This window comes from Plantibacter sp. MCCC 1A11337, from assembly GCF_013349365.1.
GTDB classification, from domain to species: Bacteria; Actinomycetota; Actinomycetes; order Actinomycetales; family Microbacteriaceae; genus Plantibacter; species Plantibacter flavus_A.
This window is the reverse complement of the sequence record NZ_JABJWX010000004.1, coordinates 150,020-174,931: the sequence shown is the minus strand read 5'-3', so window position 1 is coordinate 174,931 and position 24,912 is coordinate 150,020. Positions and strand designations below refer to the sequence as shown.

General features: G+C 70.5%; 23 protein-coding genes. 9 read left to right on the top strand and 14 right to left on the bottom strand.

What is annotated here, in order from left to right; all coding sequences use genetic code 11:
* The first annotated feature begins 51 nt into the window (after positions 1-51).
* Positions 52-393: a Fe-S oxidoreductase gene (locus HOW07_RS15500; protein WP_175117867.1), complete on the top strand. Its 342-nt coding sequence runs from the start codon at positions 52-54 to the stop codon at positions 391-393.
* Positions 394-439: 46 nt separating this feature from the next.
* Here HOW07_RS15500 and HOW07_RS15495 read toward each other — a convergent pair whose 3' ends face one another.
* Positions 440-895: an SIP domain-containing protein gene (locus HOW07_RS15495; protein ID WP_175117768.1), complete on the bottom strand. Its 456-nt coding sequence runs from the start codon at positions 893-895 to the stop codon at positions 440-442.
* A gap of 273 nt (positions 896-1,168) precedes the next feature.
* Here HOW07_RS15495 and HOW07_RS15490 point away from each other — a divergent pair, with 273 nt between their 5' ends.
* The 5 genes from HOW07_RS15490 to HOW07_RS15470 are packed head-to-tail and all read left to right on the top strand — an operon-like array spanning position 1,169 to position 6,104.
* Entirely contained in the window at positions 1,169-2,677 is a 1,509-nt protein-coding gene (locus tag HOW07_RS15490; protein ID WP_071262450.1) for an ABC transporter substrate-binding protein, read from the top strand.
* Complete coding sequence (locus tag HOW07_RS15485; protein ID WP_079002777.1) at positions 2,674-3,633, top strand: ABC transporter permease; 960 nt, start codon at positions 2,674-2,676, stop codon at positions 3,631-3,633. The genes HOW07_RS15490 and HOW07_RS15485 overlap by 4 nt, the downstream gene beginning before the upstream one ends.
* Positions 3,630-4,541: an ABC transporter permease gene (locus HOW07_RS15480; RefSeq protein WP_121291830.1), complete on the top strand. Its 912-nt coding sequence runs from the start codon at positions 3,630-3,632 to the stop codon at positions 4,539-4,541. The genes HOW07_RS15485 and HOW07_RS15480 overlap by 4 nt, the downstream gene beginning before the upstream one ends.
* Complete coding sequence (locus HOW07_RS15475; RefSeq protein ID WP_175117767.1) at positions 4,538-5,326, top strand: ABC transporter ATP-binding protein; 789 nt, start codon at positions 4,538-4,540, stop codon at positions 5,324-5,326. The genes HOW07_RS15480 and HOW07_RS15475 overlap by 4 nt, the downstream gene beginning before the upstream one ends.
* Entirely contained in the window at positions 5,319-6,104 is a 786-nt protein-coding gene (locus HOW07_RS15470) for an ABC transporter ATP-binding protein (protein WP_175117766.1), read from the top strand. Before HOW07_RS15475 ends, HOW07_RS15470 begins: the two co-directional genes overlap by 8 nt.
* A gap of 194 nt (positions 6,105-6,298) precedes the next feature.
* Here the strand turns inward: HOW07_RS15470 and HOW07_RS15465 are convergent, their stop codons facing one another.
* The 12 genes from HOW07_RS15465 to HOW07_RS15410 form a co-directional block, all read right to left on the bottom strand.
* Positions 6,299-7,252 (bottom strand): oxygenase MpaB family protein, encoded by a 954-nt coding sequence (locus HOW07_RS15465; protein ID WP_314139609.1) that lies wholly within the window; start codon positions 7,250-7,252, stop codon positions 6,299-6,301.
* Positions 7,253-7,381: 129 nt separating this feature from the next.
* A complete protein-coding gene (locus HOW07_RS15460; protein ID WP_175117765.1) occupies positions 7,382-8,146 on the bottom strand; it encodes an SAM-dependent methyltransferase in 765 nt (254 codons plus the stop codon).
* Positions 8,147-8,181: 35 nt separating this feature from the next.
* Positions 8,182-9,900, bottom strand: a complete 1,719-nt coding sequence (locus HOW07_RS15455) for an ABC transporter ATP-binding protein (protein WP_175117764.1) — start codon at positions 9,898-9,900, stop codon at positions 8,182-8,184.
* Positions 9,897-10,769: an ABC transporter permease gene (locus HOW07_RS15450; protein WP_079002782.1), complete on the bottom strand. Its 873-nt coding sequence runs from the start codon at positions 10,767-10,769 to the stop codon at positions 9,897-9,899. The genes HOW07_RS15455 and HOW07_RS15450 overlap by 4 nt, the downstream gene beginning before the upstream one ends.
* Complete coding sequence (locus tag HOW07_RS15445) at positions 10,766-11,857, bottom strand: ABC transporter permease (RefSeq protein ID WP_217485358.1); 1,092 nt, start codon at positions 11,855-11,857, stop codon at positions 10,766-10,768. Before HOW07_RS15445 ends, HOW07_RS15450 begins: the two co-directional genes overlap by 4 nt.
* A 72-nt stretch (positions 11,858-11,929) precedes the next feature.
* Entirely contained in the window at positions 11,930-13,552 is a 1,623-nt protein-coding gene (locus HOW07_RS15440) for an ABC transporter substrate-binding protein (protein ID WP_175117763.1), read from the bottom strand.
* A gap of 90 nt (positions 13,553-13,642) precedes the next feature.
* Positions 13,643-15,163: an NtaA/DmoA family FMN-dependent monooxygenase gene (locus HOW07_RS15435; protein WP_371743696.1), complete on the bottom strand. Its 1,521-nt coding sequence runs from the start codon at positions 15,161-15,163 to the stop codon at positions 13,643-13,645.
* 102 nt (positions 15,164-15,265) lie between these two features.
* Positions 15,266-16,696, bottom strand: a complete 1,431-nt coding sequence (locus HOW07_RS15430; protein WP_175117762.1) for an amidase — start codon at positions 16,694-16,696, stop codon at positions 15,266-15,268.
* Positions 16,697-16,806: 110 nt separating this feature from the next.
* The gene (locus HOW07_RS15425; protein ID WP_064295270.1) at positions 16,807-17,388 is read right to left on the bottom strand and encodes a GNAT family N-acetyltransferase; all 582 of its coding nucleotides are present in this window, start codon (positions 17,386-17,388) and stop codon (positions 16,807-16,809) included.
* A gap of 63 nt (positions 17,389-17,451) precedes the next feature.
* Entirely contained in the window at positions 17,452-18,171 is a 720-nt protein-coding gene (locus HOW07_RS15420; protein WP_175117761.1) for a uracil-DNA glycosylase, read from the bottom strand.
* Between the two features lie 3 nt (positions 18,172-18,174).
* Positions 18,175-18,912: a Type 1 glutamine amidotransferase-like domain-containing protein gene (locus HOW07_RS15415; RefSeq protein WP_064295268.1), complete on the bottom strand. Its 738-nt coding sequence runs from the start codon at positions 18,910-18,912 to the stop codon at positions 18,175-18,177.
* 40 nt (positions 18,913-18,952) lie between these two features.
* Positions 18,953-19,450, bottom strand: a complete 498-nt coding sequence (locus HOW07_RS15410; protein ID WP_071262460.1) for a phosphoribosyltransferase — start codon at positions 19,448-19,450, stop codon at positions 18,953-18,955.
* A gap of 45 nt (positions 19,451-19,495) precedes the next feature.
* On the opposite strand from HOW07_RS15410, the gene HOW07_RS15405 reads away from it, so the two are divergent.
* A complete protein-coding gene (locus HOW07_RS15405) occupies positions 19,496-21,034 on the top strand; it encodes an MFS transporter (protein ID WP_175117760.1) in 1,539 nt (512 codons plus the stop codon).
* A gap of 59 nt (positions 21,035-21,093) precedes the next feature.
* Here the strand turns inward: HOW07_RS15405 and HOW07_RS15400 are convergent, their stop codons facing one another.
* The gene (locus HOW07_RS15400) at positions 21,094-21,870 is read right to left on the bottom strand and encodes an SDR family oxidoreductase (RefSeq protein ID WP_175117759.1); all 777 of its coding nucleotides are present in this window, start codon (positions 21,868-21,870) and stop codon (positions 21,094-21,096) included.
* 204 nt (positions 21,871-22,074) lie between these two features.
* On the opposite strand from HOW07_RS15400, the gene HOW07_RS15395 reads away from it, so the two are divergent.
* Together HOW07_RS15395 and HOW07_RS15390 are read left to right on the top strand one after the other, a co-directional pair.
* Positions 22,075-23,400, top strand: a complete 1,326-nt coding sequence (locus tag HOW07_RS15395; protein ID WP_064295265.1) for a bifunctional o-acetylhomoserine/o-acetylserine sulfhydrylase — start codon at positions 22,075-22,077, stop codon at positions 23,398-23,400.
* A 264-nt stretch (positions 23,401-23,664) separates the two neighbouring features.
* Positions 23,665-24,870 carry a homoserine O-acetyltransferase gene (locus HOW07_RS15390; protein WP_064295264.1) on the top strand — a complete coding sequence of 402 codons (1,206 nt, stop codon included), beginning with the start codon at positions 23,665-23,667 and terminating at the stop codon, positions 24,868-24,870.
* Positions 24,871-24,912: the final 42 nt, after the last annotated feature.

Here is a 24,912-nt window from a genome sequence, read left to right as displayed (position 1 = left end):
GTCGACGAGCCGCGGAGCCGTCGTTCCGGCGGCCCGTGGCTCGACTCGCCCATGAGCCGGATCGGGTACTGGTACGCCACGCTCACCGGGCTCGTCTGGGGCGCACTCTGGAGCACCGGCCCCATCGAACGGCGGGGCGGCATGATCGTCTTCCGCGGGATGCCGTCGTGGACGTTCGGCCGAGGTGGCTCATGCGTCGGCGGGGTGTACCTCACCGACCGGAACGTGTCGACCCGGGTGCTCGAACACGAGGCGGTGCACAAGCGGCAGTGGCAGCGGTACGGCATGCTCTTCCCGCTGATGTACGCGATCGCCGGTCGAGATCCGCTCCGGAACCGCTTCGAGATCGAAGCCGGTCTCGAAGCGGGAGGCTACCTGCCGAAGCGCCGCTGACGAGCGTCGCGGCGTCTGTGCGGTGCCGTGCCGGAGCGGGGGCGTGTCAGTGCGATGCGCGCTCGACCGAGCTCGAGCGCTGACGCGCACCGATGCTCGCTAGGGTCATCCTGAGGTCGTTCCGGAGACCCGTCAGGTGCTCCGTCTCGCCGCCGATCCACACGTGGTAGTCGGCCGCGTCGTGTCCGTCGACGTCGAGCATCTCGCTCGCCCAGGCCCGCGTCGCTCGCGCGACGGCCTGACCGCGTGCGCACCGGCTGCCCGTTCCGGGTTCCCCCGAACGCGCTGCGCGGACGAGCCACGTCACGACGACGCGTCCCGGCGAGTCGAGGGTGGTGATCGACGCGGCGTCGTCGACCTCGACGAACACCTGACCGCGGGCGCAGATGGGGAGCAGCGCGAGGACGTCGGCCAGCTCGCCGACCGACGACTCGTCGCCCGCGAGCAGCACGTGGCGTGCGTCCGCGACGGCGAACTCCGCCGGATCCTCGAAATAGCTCACGCGATCAGTATAGGCGAGCCTAAGCTCACTTCGATCCCCTGCGCAGGGTCTTCCAAGGCGACGCAGCACATCACGATCCGATCACTCTGTGACGCCCCCTGACACCGTGGCTGGCACCACACACGTCGACTGGGTACGCTCGCTGGAGCCCCAGCGATGCGGCTTTCCGGACGCGGTCCAGTATTCACGCGGCCCAGGCGGGAATGCCCGCTGCCCGGAACCGGTTGTGCGTCTCCAGATGCCGGCCACTCCAGCATCCCCGAAAGGACCTCCATGCGTCATCGTCAGCTGCGTCGTCAGCTCCTCACCGCCGCGATCGCGGTCACCGGCGCCGCCCTCGTCCTCACCGGCTGCGCAGGCCCGGCCGCGACGCCGACGCCCGACGCCGACGCGACCCTGCGGGTCGGGCTCGTCCTGGAGCCCTCCGACCTCAACATCCGCACCACCTCGGGCGCCGCGCTCGATCAGATCCTCATCGACAACGTCTACCAGGGCCTCGTGTCCCGCACCGAGGACAACCAGATCGTCGACACGCTCGCCAAGAGCCATGACATCAGCGCCGACGGTCTCACCTACACCTTCGTCCTCCGCGACGGCGTGACCTTCCACGACGGCGCCGCCCTGACCGCGGCCGACGTCGTCGACTCCATCACCCAGGTGCAGCAGGACCCGACCTTCGTCGACAACGTGGCGCTCCAGAAGGTCGCCTCGATCACGGCCGTCGACGACTCGACCGTGCAGTTGCAGCTCACCTCGCCCGACTCCAACCTGTTGTGGACCCTGACCGGTCGCGCAGGACTCGTGCTGGAGTCGGGCGCCACCAACGACCTGTCGACGACCGCCAACGGCACCGGGCCGTTCACCCTGAAGACCTGGAAGCAGGGCGACAGCATCACCTTCGACCGGAACGCGAAGTACTGGGGCGACGCTCCGAAGGTCAAGGAGGTCGTCTTCAGCTACATCCCCGACGCCTCCTCCGCCGTCAACGCCACCCTCGCCGGCGAACTGGACGTGCAGACGGCGCTCGACGCGAACCTCAAGGACCAGATCACCCGCGCCGACGGGTTCAGCATCACCGAAGGCAAGACGACCGACAAGTACACCCTCGCCTTCAACAACCAGCGCGCTCCCCTGAACGACCCCCTCGTCCGGCAGGCGCTCCGCTCCGCCATCGACCACGCCGCGATCGTCGAGGCCGTCGGCGGCGCCGCGGTCGAGCAGTACGGGCCGATCCCCGAGCTCGACCCGGGCTACGAGAACCTCAGCGAGCTGGTGAAGTACGACCCGGACCAGGCGAAGGCGCTGCTCGCCCAGGCCGGCCAGGAGAACCTGTCGCTGACGCTCACGATCCCGAGCTTCTACGGCACCTCGGTGGCCAACGTCCTCGTGTCCGAGTTCAAGGCCATCGGCGTCACCCTCACCGTGAAGAGCGTCGAGTTCCCGACCTGGCTCAACGACGTCTACACGAACAAGGACTACGACCTCAGCTACGTGAACCACGTCGAGGCGCGCGACTTCCAGAACTGGGCGAACCCGAACTACTACTTCGGCTACGACAACGCGCAGGTCCAGTCGCTCTATGCTGAATCCGTAGCGGCGACCGACCCGGCCGTCGCAGCCCAGAAGCTCAAGGAGGCGGCGTACCTCGTGTCGAAGGACAACGCCGCCGACTGGCTCTACACCGCGATCACCCTCACGGTGGTGCGCGACGGCGTGACCGGCTTCCCCGTGGACTCGGTCAACTCGCGCATCAACCTGGCGAAGGTCGCCGTGACCGGGTGACCCGCTTCATCCTGACGAGGCTGGTGCTCCTCCTCGTCGGGCTGCTCGCCGCGAGCGCCCTGATCTTCTTCACCATCAGGGTGCTGCCGGGCGACGTCGCCCAGGTCATCGCCGGAACGGACGCGACGCCCGAAGCGGTCGCCGCTATCCGCGAACAGTTGGGACTCGGCCAGCCCGTCCTCCTGCAGTACCTCGACTGGATCGGCGGGTTGCTCCGCGGCGATCTCGGGAACTCGCTCATCACGGGCACCCCCGTCGCCAGCGAACTCGCCCAGAAGGCGCAGGTCACCGTCCCGCTCGGCATCATGGCGCTCGTGATCGCGCTCGCGTTCAGCGTGCCGCTCGGGGTGTTGGCCGCCGTCCGGCGTACCCGCGCGACGGGCGTCGTCATCTCCTTCGCGTCGCAGGGGCTCGCCGCCGTCCCGGTCGTCTGGGCCGGCATGATGCTCGTGCTCCTCTTCGCCGTCGTGCTCGGTTGGCTCCCGGCGCAGGGCTTCCCGCGCGCGGGCTGGAACGATCCGCTGGCGGCGATCCGCGCCCTCCTCCTCCCGGCACTCACGATCGGCGTCGTCGAGGGCGCGGTCCTGCTGCGCTTCGTCCGTTCCGCCGCCCTCGACGCGATCGGCCAGGACTACGTCCGGACGGCGGCGGCCAAGGGGCTGACCCGTTCGCAGGCACTCATCCGCCATGGGCTGCCGAACGTGGCCCTCTCGGTCGTCACCGTGCTCGGGCTCCAGATCGCCGGGCTCATCGTCGGCAGCGTCATCATCGAACAGCTCTTCACCTTGCCCGGCATCGGGCGCATGCTCGTCGCCGACGTCGGCAACCGCGACCTCGTGAAAGTGCAGGGCGAGCTCCTCGTCCTCACCGGGGTGGTCCTCGTGATCGGTGCCGTCGTGGACGTCGTCCACCGTCTCGCGGACCCGCGACTCCGAGAACGGGAGCGCAGCGCATGACCGCTCGTCAGGATCACCCGCTTCGGCGCGCGGGATCAGGCGGACTCCGCACCCTCGTGTCCGGCCCGGCCGGCGTGTTCGGGCTCGTCGTGGTCACCCTGCTCCTCCTGAGCGCCGGCGTCTCCTTCCTCTGGACGCCGTACGACCCCCAGCTCACCGACCCGTTCGCGAAGTGGCTGGCTCCGTCGCCGGCCCATCTGCTCGGCACGGACGAGGTCGGACGCGACATCTTCAGCCTGCTGCTCGTCGGTGCGCGAGTGACCGTGGCCGTCGCGATCGGTTCCGCAGTGGTCTCGACGGTCATCGGAGTCGCCCTCGCCGCCCTCGGTTCACTCACGCGGCGCTGGGTCCGGGAGACCGTCGCGGTGCTGATCGACATCCTCATCGCGTTCCCGACCCTCCTGATCGCCATGATGATCGCCTCGGTCTTCGGTGGCTCGCTGTGGGTCGTCATCTGGGCGGTGGGCATCAGCTTCGGCGTGAACATCGCCCGGGTGACCCGCCCCGAGATCCGCCGGGTCTCGCACAGCGAGTACGTGCTCGCCGGCAAGGCCGCCGGTCTCGGGCCGGTGAGGAACCTGACACGACATCTCCTGCCGAACGTCGCACCGGTGTTCATCGTCCAGCTGTCGTGGTCGATGGCGGTCGCGGTCCTCGCCGAGGCGGGCCTGTCGTACCTCGGCTACGGCGCCCCCTCCAGCGTCCCCTCGTGGGGTCGCATGCTCAGTGAGCTGCAGACCTACCTCGCCGTGCACCCGCTGTCGGTGCTGTGGCCGGGGCTCGCCATTACCATCACCGTCCTCGCCCTCAACCTGCTGGGTGACGCCCTGCGGGATGCGACCGATCCGACCCTCGGTCGCCGAGGACCCGCCTCGACCCCCACCTCGCCCCAGGGGGTGACCGCATGAGTCTCGACGTCCAGGACCTCGTGGTCACGCTCGGCGGCCGCCGGGTCGTCGACGGCGTGAGCTTCAGCGTGCAGGCGGGCGCACGGTTCGGCCTCATCGGCGAGTCCGGATCCGGGAAGTCGCTGACGGCGCTGGCGATCCTCGGACTCCTCCCCGACGGCGCTTCGGTGAGCGGCAGCATCCGCTGGCAGGGCGAGGAACTCCTCGGCCGTGACGACCGCGAACTCGCGCGGATCCGCGGGCGTGAGATCGGGATCGTGTTCCAGGAGCCTCGGACGGCGCTCAACCCGATCCGCACCATCGGACGTCAGATCGGCGAGCCACTGCGCATCCACGAGGGGCTGTCGAAACGGGAAGCGCTCGACCGGGCCGTCGAACTCGCCGCGCGGGTCCGTCTGCCCGACCCCGAGCGCATCGTCCGGCGGTACCCGCACCAGCTGTCCGGCGGGCAACGCCAGCGGGTCGCGGCCGCCATCGCCCTCGCCTGCCGACCCTCCCTGCTCATCGCGGACGAACCGACCACGGCGCTCGACGTCACCATCCAGTCGGAGATCCTGGGCCTCTTCGAACGTCTCGTGAGCGAGACCGGGGCGTCGCTCGTCTTCATCACCCACGACCTCGCGGTCCTCTCGCGGATCGCCAGTGACGCCGTGGTGCTCGCGCAGGGGAAGGTCGTCGAGGCCGGGCCCGTCGCACAGCTGCTCTCGACACCGGTGTCGCCCGTGACGCAGCGGCTGTTGGCCGCCGCGAAGACCATGAGCTGGAAGGGCCAGGACGATGACTGAGCCGCTGCTCCACGCCCAGGGGCTCGGACGGGTCTACACCAACCCGCGGGAGTCGCTCTTCCAGCGCCCGAGCCGCACTGTCGCGCTCCACCCGAGCGACCTCGTCGTGGCTCCCGGTGAGGCCGTCGGCATCATCGGTGAATCGGGGTCGGGCAAGTCGACGCTCGTCCGCCTCCTGCTCGCGCTCGACGCCCCGAGCTCCGGCACGGTCGAGTTCGACGGCCGTCCGGTCAGCGCCGCGGCGAGCGCCAGGAGTCTGCACTGGTTCCGTCGCCAGACGGGCGTGGTGTTCCAGGACCCGTACGCGTCGCTCGACCCGCGGATGAGTATCGGGCGGATCGTCGCCGAGCCGCTCTTCGCGCTCGGGATCGACGGCGACCACCGTTCCAAGGTGCGCGCGGTACTCCGGCTCGTCGGTCTCGACGCCGACGCGGCCGACCGCTTCCCGCACGAGTTCTCCGGTGGTCAACGCCAGCGCATCGCCCTCTCGCGAGCGATCGTGCACCGCCCTCGCCTCCTCGTCGGCGACGAACCCCTCAGCGCGCTCGACGTCACCGTCCGCGCGCAGATCCTCGAGTTGCTCGGCGGGCTGCGGCAGGAGCTCGGGCTCGCGATCGTGCTCGTCTCGCACGACATCGGCGTGGTGCAGCATCTCTGCGACCGGGTCGTTGTCATGCGCGACGGATCGATCGTCGAGGAGGGTCCGGTCGCCAAGGTCCTCAGTCGGCCCTCGCACCCGTACACGACCCAGCTGCTCGCCTCGGTCCCCCGCCTCTGACGCCGCCCAGCTCCCGAGCCACCGTCTCGGTCCCTGAGCCACCATCCCCCGGTCCCTGAGCCACCATCTCCGGTCCCTGAGCCACCATCTCCGGTCCCTCAGACACCATCCGGTCCCTCAGACACCATCCGGTCCCTCAGACACCATCCGGCCCCTGAGCCACCATCCCCGGTCCCTGAGCCTGTCGACGGGCCTCAGGCGGCCGGGTCCGCCAGGCGCCGGTGCCGGCGCAGCGCCGCGCGCTGGCTCGGCGACTCACCGTGCAGGACGAGCCCCACGATCCACAGGACGACCCGCGTCGCCGTCACGACCGGCAGCGGTATCGGACCGAGGTGCGCGGTGCGGAGCCCGAGGATGCGGCGGTACTCGGCTGGGATCGTCGCGACGGCTCCCGCGAAGAGGATCCCGTAGGCGGGGAGCAGCGAGCGGTCGAGCGGCGGACGCCGGAGGAACGCCAGGGTCTCGTCCACCCTCGGGCCGCCGGTCAGCTCGCCCGCGTCGAGGTAACCGCGCAGCTGTCGGGCCAGCTCGGCCTCGGAGCGGGGCGGGTCGACGACGCCCATGAGCTCACCCGCGAGTGCCCAGTCGGCCACATAGGCGTCCGCACCACCGGGGATCCGGCCACCCCAGGTCTGTCGCACGCTCAGGAAGGCGTCGGTGAACGCCAGGTGCACCCAGCGCAGGAGGTCCGGGTCGTTGGCCGCGTACGGGCGCACCACGCCATGGGCGTCGAGGTATTCCCCGACGACGCGTTCGTGGAGCTTGAGCACGTAGTCGCTCGTCCGACGGGCCGTGTCGCGGTCGCCGTAGGTGACGGTGAAGATCCAGCGGATGGTGCCGTCGAGCCGTCCGAGCGGGTCCTCCCGGTACCGGGACCAGTCGTGCACGCCGGCGAGCGCCCCGGGGTGGGCCGCCTGCAGGAGGAGCGCCCGGATGCCGGCGACCATGGTCTCGACACCGCCGTGCACCGTCCAGGCCGCGGAGTCGGGCGTGAAGAACCCCGCGTCGGTGCCGTCCTCGAGATCGAGCGTCCACTGCGGCGGGCGGTCCTGCTCCACCGCGAAGACCGCGAGGATGCGTGAGCGGAGCCCGGCGAGCAGGCGGGTGCGCAGGCGGGAGACCGGTCGCCGCCCGGTGCCGACATCCACCACTCGATCGTCCTCCACTCGCCGTCACGACGAGCCTACGTCGGGATGCCAGCGGCCCCACCCGTAGGGGGATCATCTCCTCCATCGCGGTCCCTGAGCCTGTCGAAGGGCGCCTCGGCAGGGCCCCGGTCACCGGATGGGCTTGCGTGCTTCGATGAGGGTTCGGGAGGAGTGCGCGACGAACGGGCCGTCCTCCTGCAGGGAACGGTGCAGCTCCCGCAGGCGGTCGAGGTACCGCGCGGAGGTGAATCCGGGCACCATCCAGATCACCTTGCGCAGGAACCAGACGATCGCACCGACGTCGTGGAACTCGATGCGCAGCCGTTCGGTCCGCAAGCACACGATCTCGAGCCCGGCGGCACGGGCGCCGGCGGCCTCGTCGTCGGGATGACGCGCGCGACGGACCGCTTCGGGCTGTGGGCCGAGGAAGGCCTCGACGAGTTCGAACACGCTCGCCGGTCCGACGTGCTGGGCGAGGTAGCTGCCGCCCGGGGCGATCACCCGAGCCACGTCGGTCCAGTCCACGGCGACGGGATGCCGACTCGACACGAGCGCGAACGAGTCGTCCGCGAACGGCAATGGAGCCCCCTCCTCCGTGCGAACGACGACGACGCCGCGCGGGTGCAGGCGGGCGGCGGCTCGGGCGAGGTTCGGTGGCCAGGACTCGGTGGCGGCGGCCAGCGGCGGAAGCACCGGCGCCGTGTCCAACACCTCTCCCCCGCCGGTCTCGAGGTCGAGCGATGACGGGACGTCGGCCAGACGTCTCCCGAGCGACTCCGAGAACCGCCAGGAGGGGCGCTCCTCACTGGCCCGGCCGTCGAGCCAGGAGAAGTCCCACCCGTCGACCGAGGCGGCGTCGGCCTCGGCGACGAGGTCGTCGAACGATCGTGACATGGTCTCCTCCGTGCGCGGCTCCGTGGTCGGTGCGCTCATCCGACGGCCTCGAACCGGCTCGGATCGAGCCGCTCGACGTCGAACCGCGGCACCGCGTCGAGCAGCTCCCGAGTGTACGCGTGCTGCGGATGTCCGAGGACGGCCGAGGCCGGGCCCGACTCGACGACGCGCCCGGTCGACAGCACCGTCACCTCGTCGGCGATCTGCCGGACGAGACCGAGGTCGTGCGAGATGAACAGGTAGCTGAGCGCGTGCTCGTCCCGGAGGTCGAGGAGCAGTTCGACGATCTGCGCCTGCACCGAGACGTCGAGCGCCGAGGTGGGCTCGTCGAGGACGAGCACCGACGGTGCGAGGACGAGCGTCCTCGCGAGTGCGACCCGCTGGCGCTGACCGCCCGACACCTCCCGTGCACGACGCCCCTGCGCACTCGCGGGGAGGGCGACCTGGTCGAGGATGGTCGCGACGCGGCGCCGGCGTTCGGCGGCGCTCCGCACCCCGTGGATCCGCAGGGGCTCCTCGATGATCTGTCCGACGGTGTACCGCGGATCGACCGCCGAGAGCGGGTTCTGGTAGACCAGCTGGAGGTCGCGCGCGAAGGGGTTGGCGACGGCGTTGTCACGCGGGAGTTCCCGGCCGACGACCCGCACCGAGCCGTCGTCGAAGGAGGTGAGCCCGGCGACGATGCGCGCGAGCGTCGATTTGCCCGACCCGGACTCGCCGACGAGCGCGTGGATCGAACGCGGACGGAGGACAAGCGACGCGCCGTCGAGTGCGGGCGGCGCCTGCGGATCGCGTCCGAACCGTTTGGACACGTGCGACACCTCGACCACCGCGGGCGCCGCGTTCGTCTCGCCGCGCTGCTCCGCGTGCACCTGCTCGGCCGCAGCGCGGATGCGTTCCCGGTAGCGCAAGGGCGAGGACGCGGGCGAGTCGGAGAGCAGCCCCACCGTGTAGGGGTGCCGCGGTGCGAGCAACACCTCCTCGGCCGGGCCCGACTCGCGGACGTTCCCGTCCTGCAGGACCACGATCGCGTCGCTGCGCTCCTGCGCCAGCGCCAGGTCGTGGGTGATGAAGAGGATCCCGAGCCCGAGCTCCTGCCGGAGGCCGTCGAGGAGGTCGAGGATGCGCCGTTGGACGGTCACGTCGAGCGCGGACGTCGGCTCGTCGGCGATGAGCAGCTTGGGCCTCGCCGCGATGGCGATCGCGATGAGCACCCGCTGCAACTGCCCGCCCGAGAGCTCGTGCGGGTAGGACCGCACGCGGGCCGAGGCCTGACGGATGCCCACGTGCTCGAGCAACTCGATCACGCGCGCGGGGACCTCCGAGCGTGGGGTGTCGCCCGCCACCTGGACCGCCTGGGCGATCTGCACGCCGATCCGCTGCAGCGGGTCGAGTGAACTCAGCGGATCCTGCGGGATGAAACCGAGCGTCGAGCCGCGCAGGGGGCGCCACTGCTTCCGGGAGAAGTCGGCGACCTCGTGTCCGGCGACCGTGACCCGACCGGCGGTGACCGAGCCGTTGCCGGGGAGGAGCCCCGCGACCGCACGGGCGATCGTGCTCTTCCCCGAACCGGACTGGCCCACGAGCGACACCGTCTCGCCGCGTCCCACCTGGAACGACACGTCGCGCACCGTGTCGGTCGGCCCCCTCGAGCCGCGCGTCCGGTACCCGACGGCGAGTCCGTCGACGAGCAACGGCACCGGAGCCGCGTCGACGACGTGGAGTGCGCTGTGCTGCAGGGCTGCCTGGTTCATGCGGTGGTCCTCTCGCGGGTGAGTTGGCTGAGACGGCTGATGGCGAGCACGGTGACGGCGATCACGAGGCCCGGGACGACGACGAGCCACGGCGAGGACACGACGTACTGACGACCCTCGGAGACGAGCAGACCCCACTCCGGGTCGGGCGGCGGAGCTCCGTACCCGAGGAAGCTGAGCGAGGAGATCCAGATGATCGCGAGTCCGAACTGGAGGGCCGTGAGCGACAGCACCGCGGAGTACGAGTTCGGGAAGACGTGCTTGGCGAGGACGTACGCCCGCGAACCGCCGAGATGGTGACTCGCCTCGACGAACGGCAGGTCCTTCACCGTCAACACCTCGGAGCGCATGATCCTGGTGAACGCCGCGATCGAGGAGATCCCCACGGCGACGGCCGCGTTCAGGGTGCCGAAGCCGAGCGCCACGACGACGACCATCGCGAGGAGCAGCCCGGGGATCGAGAGCAGTACGTCGACGATCCGGCTGATGACGGCGTCGACGAGACCGCCGAACGACGCGGCGACGAGACCGAGGACCGTGCCGGCGCCGAGACCGATGAGGACGGCGACCGCCGAGCCGAGCAGGGTCCGACCGGTGCCGTGGATCACCCGTGACAGCAGGTCGCGACCGAGGGAGTCGGTTCCGAACCAGTGCGCGACCGATGGAGCGGCGAGCGCGTTGGCGTCGTCGGGCTCGAGCGGGTCGTACGGCGTGAGGAGGCCGGGTGCGACCACGGACACGAGGACGAGACCGACCACGATGATCGCCAGGACGTCAGCGACCCCGAGGCGGCCGAGGAGTCGACGGAACGCGTCCGGCCCGTCGTCGGCCGCGGTGACGTCGCGGTCCGGTCGGAGTCGGAGGCTCATGCGTCCACGCTCGCTTTCGTCGGGATACCGCCGGGTACTGCCGTCCCCGTCACCGCCGCTGTCGCGACCGTCGGCCCGGCGAGGCGGGAGCGTCGGGACCGCCCATGCCCCGGGCGGACGATGCGCGGGTCGAGGACGGGGTAGACGAGGTCGGTCACGAGATTGATGCCGACGTAGATGGAGGAGATGAGGATGACGACGGCCAGGATCACCGGGGTGTCCTGATCGCGCACGCTCTCGAAGGTGATGAATCCGAGGCCGGTGCGGGTGAACACGGCCTCGACGACGACGGCACCGGCCAACAGCTCTCCGACGACGAGGGCGAGCATCGTGATCGACGGGATCGCACCGTTCTTCAGGACGTGGCCGAGGGCGATCCGGACCTCGCTCGTCCCCTTCGCGCGGAGCACGGTGACGAAGGGTTCGTCTGCAGCCTTCCGGAGTCCCTGGATCAACACCTGCGTCAACGGACCGTTGACGGCGAGCGCCAGGGTCAGTGCCGGGAGCACGTAGGACACGAAGCCCTGATCGCGCACCGACGACACCCAGCCGAGCTGGAAGGAGAAGATCGCGAGGAGCACGAAGCCGATGAGGAAGCTCGGCGCGGAGATGGAGGCGATGGGCGCTGAGGCCGCGATGCTCCTGATCGCCCTGACGGGGGCGTACACGGCGGTGAGTGCGATGGCGAGCGACAGCACGATCGTCATGACGAACGCCACGCCTGCGAGCACGATGGTGTCCGAGAAGCCCTGCGCGACGAGGTCCGAGACGGCACGACCGCTGACCAGCGAGTACCCCAGGTCGCCCTGGAAGAGTCGGCTCACGGTGAGCACGAACTGTTCGATCGGCGACAGGTCGAAGTGGTAGTAGGCCCGCAGTGCTTCGCCGGCGGACGGGGGCAGTGGGTTGAGCGGGCTCGTCAGCTTGTTCTCGATGGGGTCGCCGGGCAGGACGAAGAGGGTGAAGAAGACGAGCGTGTAGACGAGGGCGATCACGAGGAGCGCCTGGGCGACGCGCCTGATCACGTACTCGCGGTACTGCCGGCGTCGCGTGTCCGCCGCGCTGGCGTTCGGATGCTGGTTGGACATGTGGGGCCTCCTCTCGGAAAGGGACGGGACCGGAGACGTGAGGGCCGTCCGGTCGACGGCCCTCACGCTCGCTCAGTCCTCGATCGAGGTGTTGTAGAACTCCGGCAGGGCGCCGTCGGTGAGGGAGAAGCCCTTCACCCGCTGCTGGGTGACGAACACCTGGCTGTCGTTGAGGATCGGGACGACGTAGGCCTGGTCGATCAGGTGGTCCTGGATCTGTCCGAGGATCGCCGCACGGGTGTCGTCGTCGGTCGCCGCGTTCTGCGCGTCGAGCAGCGACTGCAGGGTCGTGTCGGAGCCGGCGAGACCGAGGAGGTCGGAGCCGTCCTTGCTGTAATACTCGCTGAGGCCCTTCGAGGGGTCAGGGTGCGGCCAACCGACTCGGAGCGCTCCGACCTCCGGGTCCGCGAACGCGGTCGCCCAGTAGGTGGAGTAGTCGAGCTCGTTGAGTGACAGCTCGATCCCGACGTCCTTGAACTGGTTCTGGATCTGCTGGAAGAGGCTCTTCGCCGTGTTGTCGTAGACGTCGATGTAGGTCTTCACCGTGAGCCGCTCGCCGCCCTTCGTGCGGTAGCCGTCCGCGTCGCGCTCGGTCCAGCCGGCGCCGTCGAGGAGGCGGTTCGCCGCATCCGGGTCGTAGGCGAACTTCGCCGATTCGTCGACGTAGCCGAAGGTTCCCGGCGACAGGACCGACGTCGCGGGCGTCCAGCTGTCGGTGTACTGCGTCTCGATGATCTGCTCACGGTCGATCGCGTGCAGCAGCGCCTTGCGGACGTCGACGTCGTCGAGGAACGGCGCCTGGCTGCGGAGGAACCACTGGTTGCTGAGACCGACACCCGTCTTGGACACGATGTCGTAGCCGGAGTCGACGAGCCCCTGCTCCTCGCTCGGTTGGACGTAGCGGATGACGTCCGCCTCGCCCGACTTCAGGGTGCCGAGCCGGACGCTGTCCTCCTGCACGGGGATGACCGTGACCGAGGCGAGGTGCGCCTCGCCCTGGTTCGGGGAGGACGGCGGGGCCCAGGCGTACCCCTCACGACGGTCGAGCACGATCTCCTTGCCGTAGGTCTCGGAGGCGACGACGAAGGGACCGGAGCCGATGAGGTTCACGAACTTCGACTGCTCCTCCTTGCTCGCGTCGATCGTGGCGTCGGCGACGAGCCCGGATCCCCACCCGGTGAGCACGTTGAGGAAGGGCGCGTAGGGTGCGGCGAGGACGACGGTGACGGTGCTGGTCGCGTCGTCCGGCGTCGCCACGAGACCGGACGGGAACTGTGCGTTCGGGGTCGTCCCCTTCGCCTCGTCGCCGGTCGACTGCCAGTTCAGGTTCTTCGCGACGCTCGCGGCGTCGACGGCGGTGCCGTCGCTGTAGGTGACGCCGTCACGGATCACGAAGGTGTACGTGAGACCGTCGGGGCTGACGGTCCAGGAGTCGGCGATCCACGGTTCGAGTTCGCCCGTCTCCGCGTTCCGGTAGAGCAGGCGGTCGGTGATGTTCTGCTGCAGCGCACGGGTCTGCCACGTGCCCGCCTCCTGCACCTGCGCCGAGGTGGGGATCTCCGCATCGAGGTAGGTGAGGCTGCCACCGTCCGCGTCGGACGAGGCCGACGCCGCCGAGCAGCCGGTCAGCGCGATGCTCACGGCGACGAGGGCTGCGGCGGCGAGTCGTGCTCGCCGTCTGGTGGTTCGGGTCATGACGGGTACTCCTGTGGGTCGGGGTGGTCCGGTGCGGTGCCGGTGTGGTTGCCCATCCTGGACGGCGCACCGGGCCACCCCGCTGCTCTGTTACGACAGGTTTCCCACGGGTTCCCTCGATGACGCCGTGTGACCGTCGACCGTCCCGTCGTGCCGGTCGCCGAGGTTCCGTCCTCCGCGGTATCGTGCGGCCGGGTGGTCGTCCGGGAGCCGGGCCGCCCCGCCCGTCAGGCGCTCACGGAGCGTCTCCCCCGGTCGATACGCGTCGCGCAGCCGCCCACGGCGACGCAGCTCCGGCACGACGAGTTCGACGAAGTCGGTGAGCGTGTCGAGGCTGTGGTACTGCCGCAGGTTGATGCCGTCGATGCCGACCTCGTCCAACCATCGCTCGATCTCGTCGGCCACGACCTCGGGGGTGCCGACGGCGAAGAAGTCCCGCTCGAGGTCGCTGCCGACCCGGCTGATGAACTCGCCGACGGTGCCGGCCGTCACCTGGGGCGGGAGCGCGTCGGCCGGGACCCCCTCTGCGGCGAGCGCCTCGGCGACCGTCCGGTCCTCCGGGTGCGCCTCCGGGTCGAACGGCAGCCCGGCGTGGACGAACCGGCCGACGATGCTCGCGTGCTCCCGGTACTGCGCGGCCTTCGCCTCGGCCTCCTCCTGCGTCGGCGCGACGATGACGGCGGCCTGGACGACGATCTTGAGCGCGGCCCCGTCGCGTCCGTTGTCGGCCGCCGCCGCACGGAACCGTTCCAAGAGCGGTCCTGCACCGCCGGGACCCCGTACGCCCGTGAACACCGCCTCGGCGTGCCGTCCGGCGAACGCGATGCCGGCCGGCGAGGCGGTCGCGGTGTAGAGCAGCGGTGTCCGCTGCGCGCTGGGCTCGGACAGGTGCGGTCCGGCGACCTGGAAGTAGCGCCCGACGTGGTCGATGTACCGCACCTTGTCGGGGTCCGAGTAGACGCCGGCCTCCCGGTCACGGATGACGGCGTCGTCGTCCCAGGACCCCTCCCAGAGCTTGTAGAGGACGTCCAGGTACTCCTCGGCGATCGCGAACCGCTCGTCGTGCGGGATCTCCTCGGCGAGGCCGAAGTTGCGTGCGGCGTTGGGCAGGTACGAGGTGACGATATTCCACGCGACGCGGCCGTTCGTCAGGTGGTCGAGGGTGCTCATGCGACGGGCGAAGGCGAACGGTGGCTCATAGCTCGTCGAGAAGGTGATGCCGAAGCCGAGGTGCTCGGTCACGGCGGCCATCGCGGGGACGACGAGCAGGGGGTCGTTGTTCGGGATCTGCAGGCCCTCGCGCAGGGCGTCGGCCGGGCCGCCACGGAACACGTCGTAGGCGCCGACCACGTCGGCGATGAAGATCGCGTCGAACCCGCCCGCCTCAGCCGTCCGAGCGAGCGTCGTCCAGTACCGGATGTCGGTGTACTGGTCGCGTCGGTTGTCCGGCAGGCGCCAGAGGCCGTGGGTGATGTGGCTCACGCAGTTCATCTCGAACAGGTTGAGGATGAGCTGCTTGGGGTGGGACTGCGTCGGGCTGGACGGTGCGTTGATGATCGACTCCTCCGGTGCGGCGGCGATCGGTCCGTCCGGACCGGGCCGTCTGAGCACCCTAGGCGCAGCGGGAGGGGCGAGGTCCGGCCGCGGTGTCACATCACGTCATACGGAGCGCTGCGACGCGGGGTCCACGTCGATCGGTCAGCGGGCGACGGGTCAGCGGGCGACGGACGGGACGCGGTCCTGCCAGCGCAGGCGCCGCTCCAGTTGCGCACCGAGGGCGAGCAGGGTCGCCTCGCCGCCGGGACGCCCGATCAGCTGAACGCCCATCGGCAGTCCCTCGGACGTCTCGTGCACCGGGAGCGTGATGGCCGGCAGGCCGGTCGCGTTCACGAAGGAGGTGTGCGGCGCATAGCGCACCTGCTGCTCGAAGTTCAGCTCGGGCGAGTCCTGGTCGTACCATCCGATGGGACGTGGCGTCTGGGCGAGGGCCGGCGTGATGATCGCGTCGAAGGGTGCGAACTGCGCGAGGACGCTGCGTTCGAACCGGTGGAGACTGGCGAGCGTCTCCATCAGCCGGGTCGCCGGCAGGGCCCGACCGCGCTCGACGAGGGACCTCGTGATGGGTTCGAGGAGCGTCAGCTCCGCCTCCGAGGTCGCCGGCACACCGGCCGCCGAGGCCTGCCAGATCGTCGTGAAGTCGGCCGGGTACCGTTCGGCGTCGCGGAGGGTGAGCTCCTCCAGGCCGTGCCCCATCGCGGCGAACGCCCGGGTGGCGACGTCGACGGCCGCGAGGGCCTCAGGGTCGACCGCCAGCTCGAAGGCGCTGTCCCAGGGTGAGCCGGCGAGGACCGCCAGCTGGAACCGGCCCTCGCCGCGCACGGCGTGCCCGAGCAGCGGTCCGTCGTCGGCGTCGGGTGCGCGCAGCGTGAAGTGGTGGTCGATGCGTCCGTGTACGCGCTCGATCATCGCGTCGAGCAGGAGGGCCGCGTCGGCGACGGTCCGGGCGATCGGCCCGGGGACGACGAGGCCGGCGAGTCGGTCGACACCGGAGCCCGCGGGGACGAGCCCCCGCGTGGGCTTCAGGCCGACGAGCCCGCAGGCGGCCGCAGGAATGCGGACGGAGCCGCCGCCATCGGAGCCGGGGGCGAACGGGAGGAGCCGCGCGGCGACGGCTGCTGCGGCCCCGCCACTCGACCCGGCCGCCCCACGGTCGAGGGCCCACGGGTTCCGGGTCGGTGTCCCGTCGAGCGGCTCCGTGTAGCCGTAGAGCCCGAACTCCGGGGTCGCGGTCTTCCCGAGGCTCACCGCACCGGCCCGGTCGAGGACGCCGACGAGCTCGTCGTCGGACGTCGCCACGAGATCCGCTGTGAGCCGCGACCCGAAGCGGACGGGCTGACCGGCACGGGACACGAGGTCCTTATCGCCGATCGGGAGTCCCCAGAGCGGTGCTGTCCGAGGAAGTGCCTCGACCGCCTCCACGCGTTCGGCGAGCGATCCGGCGGCGACCGAGGTGAAGGCGCCGATCGCGTCGTCGAGGCGCTCGATGCGGTCGAGGTAGTGCCGGGCGAGCTCCGTCGGTGAGACCTCGTCCCGCTGTAACGCCTGCCACTGCTCGAGCGCCGTCAGCTCGTGGAGTTCCGCCATGCGACCAGCCTAGGCGCGGCGGTGGCCACAGCCCGTCCGTTCCCTGCCCGTTCCGGTCCCCGTTCCCGGGCGGTTCCGGTCCCTGGGCCTGTCGAAAGGCGTCGACGGGTTCAGCGCTTCAGGGACTTCTGGAGGAGGACCGTGCCGATCCAGCGGTCGAACTTGAACCCGACACGGCCCATGCGGCCCACCTCGGTGAACCCGAACTTCTCGTGCAGGGCGATCGACGACTCGGCGCCCTTGTCGGCGATGACGGCCAGCATCTCCTTGAGCCCGGCGGCCTTGGAGCGCTCGATGAGCTCACCGAGCAGATCGGTGCCGAGGCCCTTGCCGGTCGCCGCGGCTCCGAGGTAGATCGAGCTCTCCACCGTGAAGCGGTAGGCGCGCTTCTGCTTCCACGGCGCACACAGCGCGTACCCGAGGATCTGTCCGGTCGGGTTGACGGCGACGATGAACGGGAGCTGCAGCCGCTGCAGGTAGGCGAACTTGGAGCGCCATTCGGCGAGGGTCATCGCGTCCTCGTCGAAGGTGACCATGCTGTTGGCGACGTAGTGGTTGTAGATCGCCCGGACGTCGGGCAGGTCGGCCGCAGTGGCGTCGCGCATCGTGAATGCGAAGGGGGTCTCGGGGGTCGGCGGCTTGCGCAGGTGCGGCGGCAGCCGTCGCCTCGGCTCGTACTCCTCTTCCAACATCCCCCAAGCTTAACGAGCGGGTGGGTCGGCGGACAGCCCTTGCGGCCGACCCCGACCCGGTCGTCAGTCGAGCGACCAGTCGATCGGGTCCACGCCGCGGGAGACGAGGAAATCGTTCGTGCGGCTGAACGGCTTCGAGCCGAAGAACCCGCGTGAGGCGGAGAGCGGACTCGGGTGCGCCGAGACGATGACGTGACGGTCGGGGTCGTTCGATGATTCGAGCAGCGGGGCCAGTCGTTCGGCGTCCTTACCCCAGAGGATCGACACGAGCGGTGCGGGGCGTGCGGCGAGCGCCCGGATCGCCTGTTCCGTGACCGCCTCCCAGCCGTGTCGGCGGTGGGAACCGGCGGAACCCGCCTCGACTGTGAGGACGCGGTTGAGGAGCAGCACGCCCTGTCGGGTCCACGGACTGAGATCGCCGTGTTCCGGCGTCGGGACACCGAGGTCGTCGCGGAGTTCCCGGTGGATGTTCGCGAGGCTGCGTGGCAGCGGGCGCACATCCCGGTCCGCGGCGAACGACAGGCCGATCGGATGACCCGGTGTCGGGTACGGGTCCTGCCCGACGATGAGGACCCGGACCGCGCTGAACGGCGTGCGGAAGGCACGCAGGACGAGCTCGGGGGCCGGCAACCATCGGGCACCGTCCGCCGCTTGCGCCGCGAGCCAGTGGTCGATCGTCGCAAGACGATCGGCCACAGGCGCGAGCGCGTCGGCCCAGCCCTCGTCCATCGACCCCGCCGCGGCGAGCTGTGCCGGGGTACCGCCGAGGATCCCGTTCGTCATGGCCTACTGCTGCTGCGGCTGCTCGGCACCGATCGTTCTGACGACGACCCCGTGCTCGGCGGTGAAGACCTGCCAGACGCTGCCGCCGCCGAGGACGGAGAGCGCCCCCTGCCCGACCACGAGCGCCGTGTTCTCGTCGATCGCGACCCCGCCGTCGACGACCCCGGCCTCAGTCGCGGCGACGAGCCGCCCGAGGGTGCCCCACTGAGCGGCGTGCGCCTCGACGGCGATATCGACGAGCCCGAGACCGTCGCCGATCGTGACCTCGTCGAGTTCCTCGGACGCCGCCTCGGGGCTCACGGGGACCTCGCCGACACGCCATCCGCCGATGATCGCGTGCTCGGCGGCGATCATCGCGCCGGCCGAGATGCCGAGGTAGGGCAGACCGGACGCGACGAGGCGTCGGATGTCGGTGGCGACCGGCGCGACCGCCTCCGCGTAGGCCGAGGGCAGCCCGCCGCCGACGACGATCCCGTCGACCTCGGCCAGCTGAGCCTGCGCGACCACACCGCCCTCGCGGACGACCACGCGGATCGCCTCGATCTCACCGGAGCGTGCGACGGCACGTTCCAGGGCGGCGGACTGCTCGAGTCCATCGCCGTCGTGCACGACGACGATCGCGATGCGCGGGGCCAACCGACCGGCGACGACCGCGAGCGCGGCCGCCTCGGCGATGAACGCTGCGTAGACGGTCGACTCGGTCTCTGGGGCGGCCGGACCGCCGAGGAGGAAAACACTCACCCTGAGACCCTACCCGGCACCCCGGATCAGGCGGGGACGATCAGGCCGTGATCGTCGGCAGCGTCGACCAGGGGAAGGAGATCCAGCGGTCGACGCGCTTCCACACGTAGTCGGGACGGAGCACCGTCTGCGGCTTCTCGTACAGCGTCACCGTGCGGACCTCCGCGCCGCTCGCCTGCATGAGTTCCAGCACCATCGCGAGCGTGCGACCCGAGTCGGACACGTCGTCGACGAGCAGCACCCGGCTCCCCGGCAACCCGGCCACGTCGAGCAGCGGCGGGAGCACGACGGGCTCGGGGAGACGCGCGTCAACCCCGGTGTAGAACTCGACGTTCAGCGCGCCGCACGCCTTCACGTCGAGGGCGTAGGCGATGGCACCGGCGAGCAGGAGCCCCCCGCGCGCGATCGCGACGACGGAGTCGGGCCGGAACCCGCTCGCGACGATCGCACTGGACAGTTCGCGGGCCGCGTCACCGAACGTGGGCCAGTCGAGGACCTCTCGCTCCGGGGACGCTGCGCTGGGGTTCTCGGTCGACATCCCCCAACGCTATCCTGCCGGCCGGGCCGCCTGTACCATCCCCACATGGCGCGAGACAGCACGACGACCGGCGGAGCCTCGGCGACCGGATGGCGGACGTCGATCCGTGGGTCGGCAGCTGGTATCACCGCAGGACTCATCGGCTGGTTGTTCCTCGTCGAGATCACGAGCGGTGTCCTGCAGGGCTACTACGTCCCGCTCATCCCCGACCTCGTCGAGCACCTGGGCATCCACGACGCGGACTTCAACTGGTTCGAGGCCGCGCAGCTGCTGGTGTCGGCACTCGTCGTCCCCATCCTCGCGAAGCTCGGCGACATGTTCGGACACAAGCGGGTCCTCCTCGTCTCCACCGTGTTGACGGCCGGTGCCAGCTGGTGGCTCGTCGTCGCCGGGGACTTCGGGTCGTTCCTCGCGGCCTGGGCGCTGCAGGGCTTCTACGTCGTCTGGCTGCCGCTCGAGATCGCACTCATCTTCGAGCGGGGCCGCCGCTCCGGCACCGGGGCCTCGCAGACCCGGCGGGCCGCCGGCCTCCTCGTCGTGGCGCTCGAGGCCGGGGCCATCATCGGTGCGCTGTCGAGTGGACGCATCCTCACCGCCCTCGGCGGCGACATCCCACTCACGATGATGCTGCCGGCCGTCGCGGTGACCCTCGTCTTCTTCGCCATCCTGTTCGGCGTCCCCGAGTCCGAACCCCTGCCGGGCAGGACCCTGGACCTCGCGGGCTTCGTGCTCCTCAGCCTCGCGCTCCTCCTGATCACCTCGGGGCTCACCTTCCTGCGTCTCAACGGTCCGCAGACGTGGTGGGTGTGGGGGCTCATCGCGATCGGCGTGCTCGCGTTCCTGCCGTTCGGGCGACATGAACTGCGGCAGCCCGACCCGGCGATCGACCTGCGGGTGCTGCGGCAACCCAACATGTGGCCGGTGCAACTGACCGCGGGGCTCATCGGGATCAGCCTGCTCGGCGCCCAGGCGCCGCTCAGCACCTATGCGGGGACACCGCGGGAGAACGGATACGGCCTCGGGCTCGACGCCGGTGACATCTCCACGCTCATCGGCGCCTACCTGGTCTCGATGATCGTCGGTGCACTCCTGTTCCCACTCGTGTCGCGCTGGGCGACGCCTCGGATCGCGCTCATCGTCGCCGCATCACTCGTCGCGGTCGGGTACCTGCTGTTCCTCCCCTTCCACCTCGAGACGTGGCAGGTCTTCCTGAACATGGCGATCGCTGGTCTCGGCTCCGGTGCCCTCGTCGGCGCCATGCCGGCCGCGGCCGCGGCCGCCGCACCTCGCGGGCAGACGGGTGTCGCGTCGGCGCTGACCAACACGACGAAGACGATCGGTGGCTCCTTCGCCTCGGCCGTCTTCGGCGTGGTCCTGTTCGCCGGCGCCGCGCAGGCCGTCACGGCCGGAGCGTCGAGCCTGTCCGGCTATCTCACGGTCTGGGCGATCTGCGGGGCGGGCGCGCTCGTCGCCGCCGTCCTGCTCTGCTTCGTCCCGAAACTCGCCTTCGCGGACGCGGCCCCGGTCGACACGGGACCCGAGCCACGCATCGATCCCGCTGCTGAGCACCCGACCGGTCACTGACCTCCCGACCGGTCCCCGAGCCCCCGAGCCCCCGACCGGTCCCTGAGCCTGTCGAAGGGTTACTCCGCGACGCGCAACGGCCCCTTCGCCAGGCGGTACGGGGCGGCCTGGGCGACCGGCTTGATCGTGATGAGGTCGAGGTTGACGTGCGGCGGCAGCGAGGTCGCGTGGACGATGGCCTCGGCGACGTCGTCGGCCGAGAGCGGATCCGGCACGTCCTCGTAGACGGCGTCGGCGCGGTCCTGGTCGCCACCGAAGCGCACGAGCGAGAACTCCTCCGTGTGCACCATGCCCGGCGCCACCTCGATCACCCGGATCGGTTCGCCGTTGAGCTCGAGCCGCAGCACCTCGAAGAGCGCGCGCTCCGCGAACTTCGCCGCGTTGTACCCGCCGCCACCCACGTAGGCGACGTGGCCCGCGATCGAGGTGACACCGACGATGGTGGCGGCACCACCCTCCGGGATGCTCCGACGGAGGATCGGCAGGAGCGCCTGGACCACGCGCTTCGTGCCGAGGACGTTGATGTCGAACATGCGCCGCCAGTCCTCCGCGTCGCCGTCCTCGACGGACGCGAGGCCGAAGGCACCGCCCGCGTTGTTGACGAGCGCCTGGGCGCCGCCGAGCTCCTCCACCCGGGCGGCGAGCGCGTCGACGTCCGCCTGCACGGTCAGGTCGGCGACGACCGCGGTGCCGCCGATGTCCGCGACGAGCGCCTCCAGCCGCTCCGCACGGCGGGCCACCGCCACGACCTCCCAACCGTCGGCCGCGAAACGCCTCGCCGTCGCCTCCCCGATCCCTGAACTCGCACCGGTCACCACCACACGTCTCGTCGTCATGCCTCCAGGGTAGCCACCGGGCCGAGCCGTTACGCCGTGTGTCCGCGCGGTTGGCGCGTGCAGGCGGGGCCGGTAGCCTCGGGGTCACGACGGAGCACCACCCGGAGCCACGCCCGGCGACATCGCTGTCGGACCGAGCGGCCTCACCGGCGGCACCCATCACCCGAGCAGCACCGACCACCCGAGCAGAGGGGACCATCCACCATGAGCGATGCCACGAACGACTGGAAGTTCGAGACGAAGCAGATCCACTCCGGAGCAGCGCCCGACCCGGTCACGAAGGCTCGGGCCACGCCGATCTACCAGACCACGAGCTACGTGTTCGACAACGCCGACCACGCCAAGAACCTCTTCGCCCTCGCGGAGTTCGGCAACATCTACACTCGCATCCAGAACCCGACGCAGGCCGTCGTCGAGGAGCGCCTCAGCGCGCTCGAGGGCGGCAGCGGCGCCCTCCTCCTCGCCTCCGGACAGGCGGCGGAGGCCTCGGCGGTCCTCAACATCGCGCAGGCGGGCGACCACATCGTGTCGTCGTCGTCGATCTACGGCGGCACGTACAACCTCTTCAAGTACACGCTCGCGAAGCTCGGCATCGAGACCACCTTCGTGGAGAACCAGGACGACGCCGAGGAGTGGCGGCGTGCGGTGCGCCCGAACACGAAGCTGTTCTTCGCGGAGACCATCGGCAACCCCAAGATCAACATCCTCGACATCCGCCTCGTCGCCGACGTCGCGCACGAGGCCGGCGTCCCGCTGATCGTCGACAACACGATCGCCACGCCATACCTCATCCGACCCTTCGAGCACGGAGCGGACATCATCGTCCACTCGGCGACGAAGTTCCTCGGCGGTCACGGCACGGTCATCGGCGGGGTCATCGTCGACGGCGGCACCTTCTCCTGGACCGGGCACGCGGACAAGTTCCCAGGCCTCACGACGCCGGACCCCTCGTACCACGGGGCGGTCTACACCGACGCCGTGGGCGACTCGCTCGCCTACATCATCAAGGCGCGCGTGCAGCTCCTGCGCGACCTGGGTGCGGCCATCGCCCCGGCGAGCGCCTGGCAGCTCATCCAGGGCATCGAGACGCTCAGCCTCCGCATCGAGCGCCACGTGCAGAACGCCCAGCAGGTCGCCGAGTGGCTCGACGCCCACCCCGACATCGCCAGCGTCAACTACTCGGGTCTGCCGTCGAGCCCCTGGTACGCGGCTGCCAACCAGTACGCGCCGAAGGGCGTCGGAGCGGTCCTGTCGTTCGAGCTGAAGGGCGGGGTCGACGCGGGCCGCGCCTTCGTGAACTCCCTGCAGTTGTTCTCACACCTCGCGAACATCGGCGACGTCCGTTCGCTCGTCATCCACCCGGCGTCGACGACGCACTCACAGCTCACTCCGGAGCAGCAGCTCACGGCCGGCGTCACCCCCGGGCTCGTGCGGCTCTCGGTGGGACTCGAGAACATCGACGACATCACGGCCGACCTCCAGGCCGGTCTGACCGCCGCGAAGCAGGTCGTCGAGGCCGCCCGGGTCTGAGCCCGTCCCACCGCGTCCCCTCCCCGGTTGCGCCAGCGCGGTGCGCTGACGCGAGCGCACCCCACAGCCGCGAGCGCGGGTCTCCAGAGACCCGCGCTCGCGTCGTTCGTTGCGCAGTCGGGCCGGTTCCCCGCCACTCGAGCCCGTTCCGGTGCGCCGGAGTCGGCGAAAGCGCACTCGCGTCAGCGCACCGCGCCGACTTCGGCGGATCGGGTGACGTAACACGGCCGGTCGACGCCTCCGGGCACGCCACAATGGAGACCTATGGACTGGCAGACCCCGGAAGACAGCGTGCCCTCCCGCTTCGTGACCGAAGCCGAGGTCGGCGCTCTGCTCGCGAACCCGCCCTCGAGCGGCGCCTGGCGCGACGGCGATCGGCCGGGCGACCGACTCTTCGCCCCACTCGGCCGCCTCGACTTCGAGCACGGCGGGAGCATCCCGCACGCCAGACTCGCCTACGAGACCTGGGGCACCCTCGACGACGACGGCGGCAACGCGGTCCTCGTCCTCCACGCGCTCACCGGAGACAGCCACGTCCTCGGTGGCGCCGGCAACGGGCATGCGACCGCCGGGTGGTGGGCCGGCATCGTCGGTCCGGGACTCGCCGTCGACACGGACCGCTGGTTCGTCGTCGCGCCGAACATGATCGGCGGCTGCCAGGGCAGCACCGGTCCCTCCTCCTTCGCGCCCGACGGCGTCGAGTGGGGTTCACGATTCCCGTACACCTCGATCCGCGACCAGGTCGAGGCCCAGCACCGGCTGCTCGGACACCTCGGACTCGACCGCTGGGCCGCGGTGATCGGCGGATCGATGGGCGGCATGCACGCCCTCGAATGGGCCGCCACCCACCCCGAGCTCGTCGACCGACTGGCCGTGATCGCCGCACCCCCGGTCACGACGGCGGACCAGATCTCGCTGAACTTCGTGCAGCTCGAAGCGGTCCGCACGGACCCGCACTTCCAGGGAGGCGACTACTACGACGCCCCGGACGGTGAGGGCCCGCACCGCGGCCTCGCCCTCGCCCGACGGATGGCCCTGCTCAACTACCGCAGCCCGGGTGAGTTGAACGCCCGCTTCGAACGCAGCTGGCAGTCGAGCGTGAGCCCGCTCGGGCATGGTGGACGCTTCGCCGTCGAGTCGTACCTCGACTTCCACGGCAACAAGTTCACCCGACGCTTCGACGCCGGGAGCTATGTGACCCTCGTCGAGGCGATGAACTCCCACGACGTCGGACGCGATCGCGGCGGCGTCGGCGCGGCGCTGCGGGCCTACGCCGGTCCGTCGCTCGTGCTCGGGATCGACAGCGACCGGCTCTTCCCGGTCAGTGGACAGGAGGAGATCGCCCTCCACCTCGCCGGCAACCTCGACGGCACCCGACCGTCGGTCCTCCGGTCCGATTTCGGACACGACGGCTTCCTCATCGAGAACGCGCTGGTCGCGCCGCATCTCAGCCGGCTCCTCGCCGTCTGACAGCCGCGCTCCGTCTGTCCGACAACCGTTCCGCGGCGCCCG

What these genes read in the sequence shown, in the direction of transcription:
- HOW07_RS15500 (WP_175117867.1), top strand. Translation starts at nt 52, where the DNA reads ATGAGCCGGATCGGGTACTGGTACGCCACGCTCACCGGGCTCGTCTGG.
- HOW07_RS15490 (WP_071262450.1), top strand. Translation starts at nt 1,169, where the DNA reads ATGCGTCATCGTCAGCTGCGTCGTCAGCTCCTCACCGCCGCGATCGCG.
- HOW07_RS15480 (WP_121291830.1), top strand. Translation starts at nt 3,630, where the DNA reads ATGACCGCTCGTCAGGATCACCCGCTTCGGCGCGCGGGATCAGGCGGA.
- HOW07_RS15475 (WP_175117767.1), top strand. Translation starts at nt 4,538, where the DNA reads ATGAGTCTCGACGTCCAGGACCTCGTGGTCACGCTCGGCGGCCGCCGG.
- HOW07_RS15470 (WP_175117766.1), top strand. Translation starts at nt 5,319, where the DNA reads ATGACTGAGCCGCTGCTCCACGCCCAGGGGCTCGGACGGGTCTACACC.
- HOW07_RS15460 (WP_175117765.1), bottom strand. Translation starts at nt 8,146, where the DNA reads ATGTCACGATCGTTCGACGACCTCGTCGCCGAGGCCGACGCCGCCTCG.
- HOW07_RS15455 (WP_175117764.1), bottom strand. Translation starts at nt 9,900, where the DNA reads ATGAACCAGGCAGCCCTGCAGCACAGCGCACTCCACGTCGTCGACGCG.
- HOW07_RS15450 (WP_079002782.1), bottom strand. Translation starts at nt 10,769, where the DNA reads ATGAGCCTCCGACTCCGACCGGACCGCGACGTCACCGCGGCCGACGAC.
- HOW07_RS15445 (WP_217485358.1), bottom strand. Translation starts at nt 11,857, where the DNA reads ATGTCCAACCAGCATCCGAACGCCAGCGCGGCGGACACGCGACGCCGG.
- HOW07_RS15440 (WP_175117763.1), bottom strand. Translation starts at nt 13,552, where the DNA reads ATGACCCGAACCACCAGACGGCGAGCACGACTCGCCGCCGCAGCCCTC.
- HOW07_RS15430 (WP_175117762.1), bottom strand. Translation starts at nt 16,696, where the DNA reads ATGGCGGAACTCCACGAGCTGACGGCGCTCGAGCAGTGGCAGGCGTTA.
- HOW07_RS15425 (WP_064295270.1), bottom strand. Translation starts at nt 17,388, where the DNA reads ATGTTGGAAGAGGAGTACGAGCCGAGGCGACGGCTGCCGCCGCACCTG.
- HOW07_RS15420 (WP_175117761.1), bottom strand. Translation starts at nt 18,171, where the DNA reads ATGACGAACGGGATCCTCGGCGGTACCCCGGCACAGCTCGCCGCGGCG.
- HOW07_RS15410 (WP_071262460.1), bottom strand. Translation starts at nt 19,450, where the DNA reads ATGTCGACCGAGAACCCCAGCGCAGCGTCCCCGGAGCGAGAGGTCCTC.
- HOW07_RS15405 (WP_175117760.1), top strand. Translation starts at nt 19,496, where the DNA reads ATGGCGCGAGACAGCACGACGACCGGCGGAGCCTCGGCGACCGGATGG.
- HOW07_RS15400 (WP_175117759.1), bottom strand. Translation starts at nt 21,870, where the DNA reads ATGACGACGAGACGTGTGGTGGTGACCGGTGCGAGTTCAGGGATCGGG.
- HOW07_RS15395 (WP_064295265.1), top strand. Translation starts at nt 22,075, where the DNA reads ATGAGCGATGCCACGAACGACTGGAAGTTCGAGACGAAGCAGATCCAC.
- HOW07_RS15390 (WP_064295264.1), top strand. Translation starts at nt 23,665, where the DNA reads ATGGACTGGCAGACCCCGGAAGACAGCGTGCCCTCCCGCTTCGTGACC.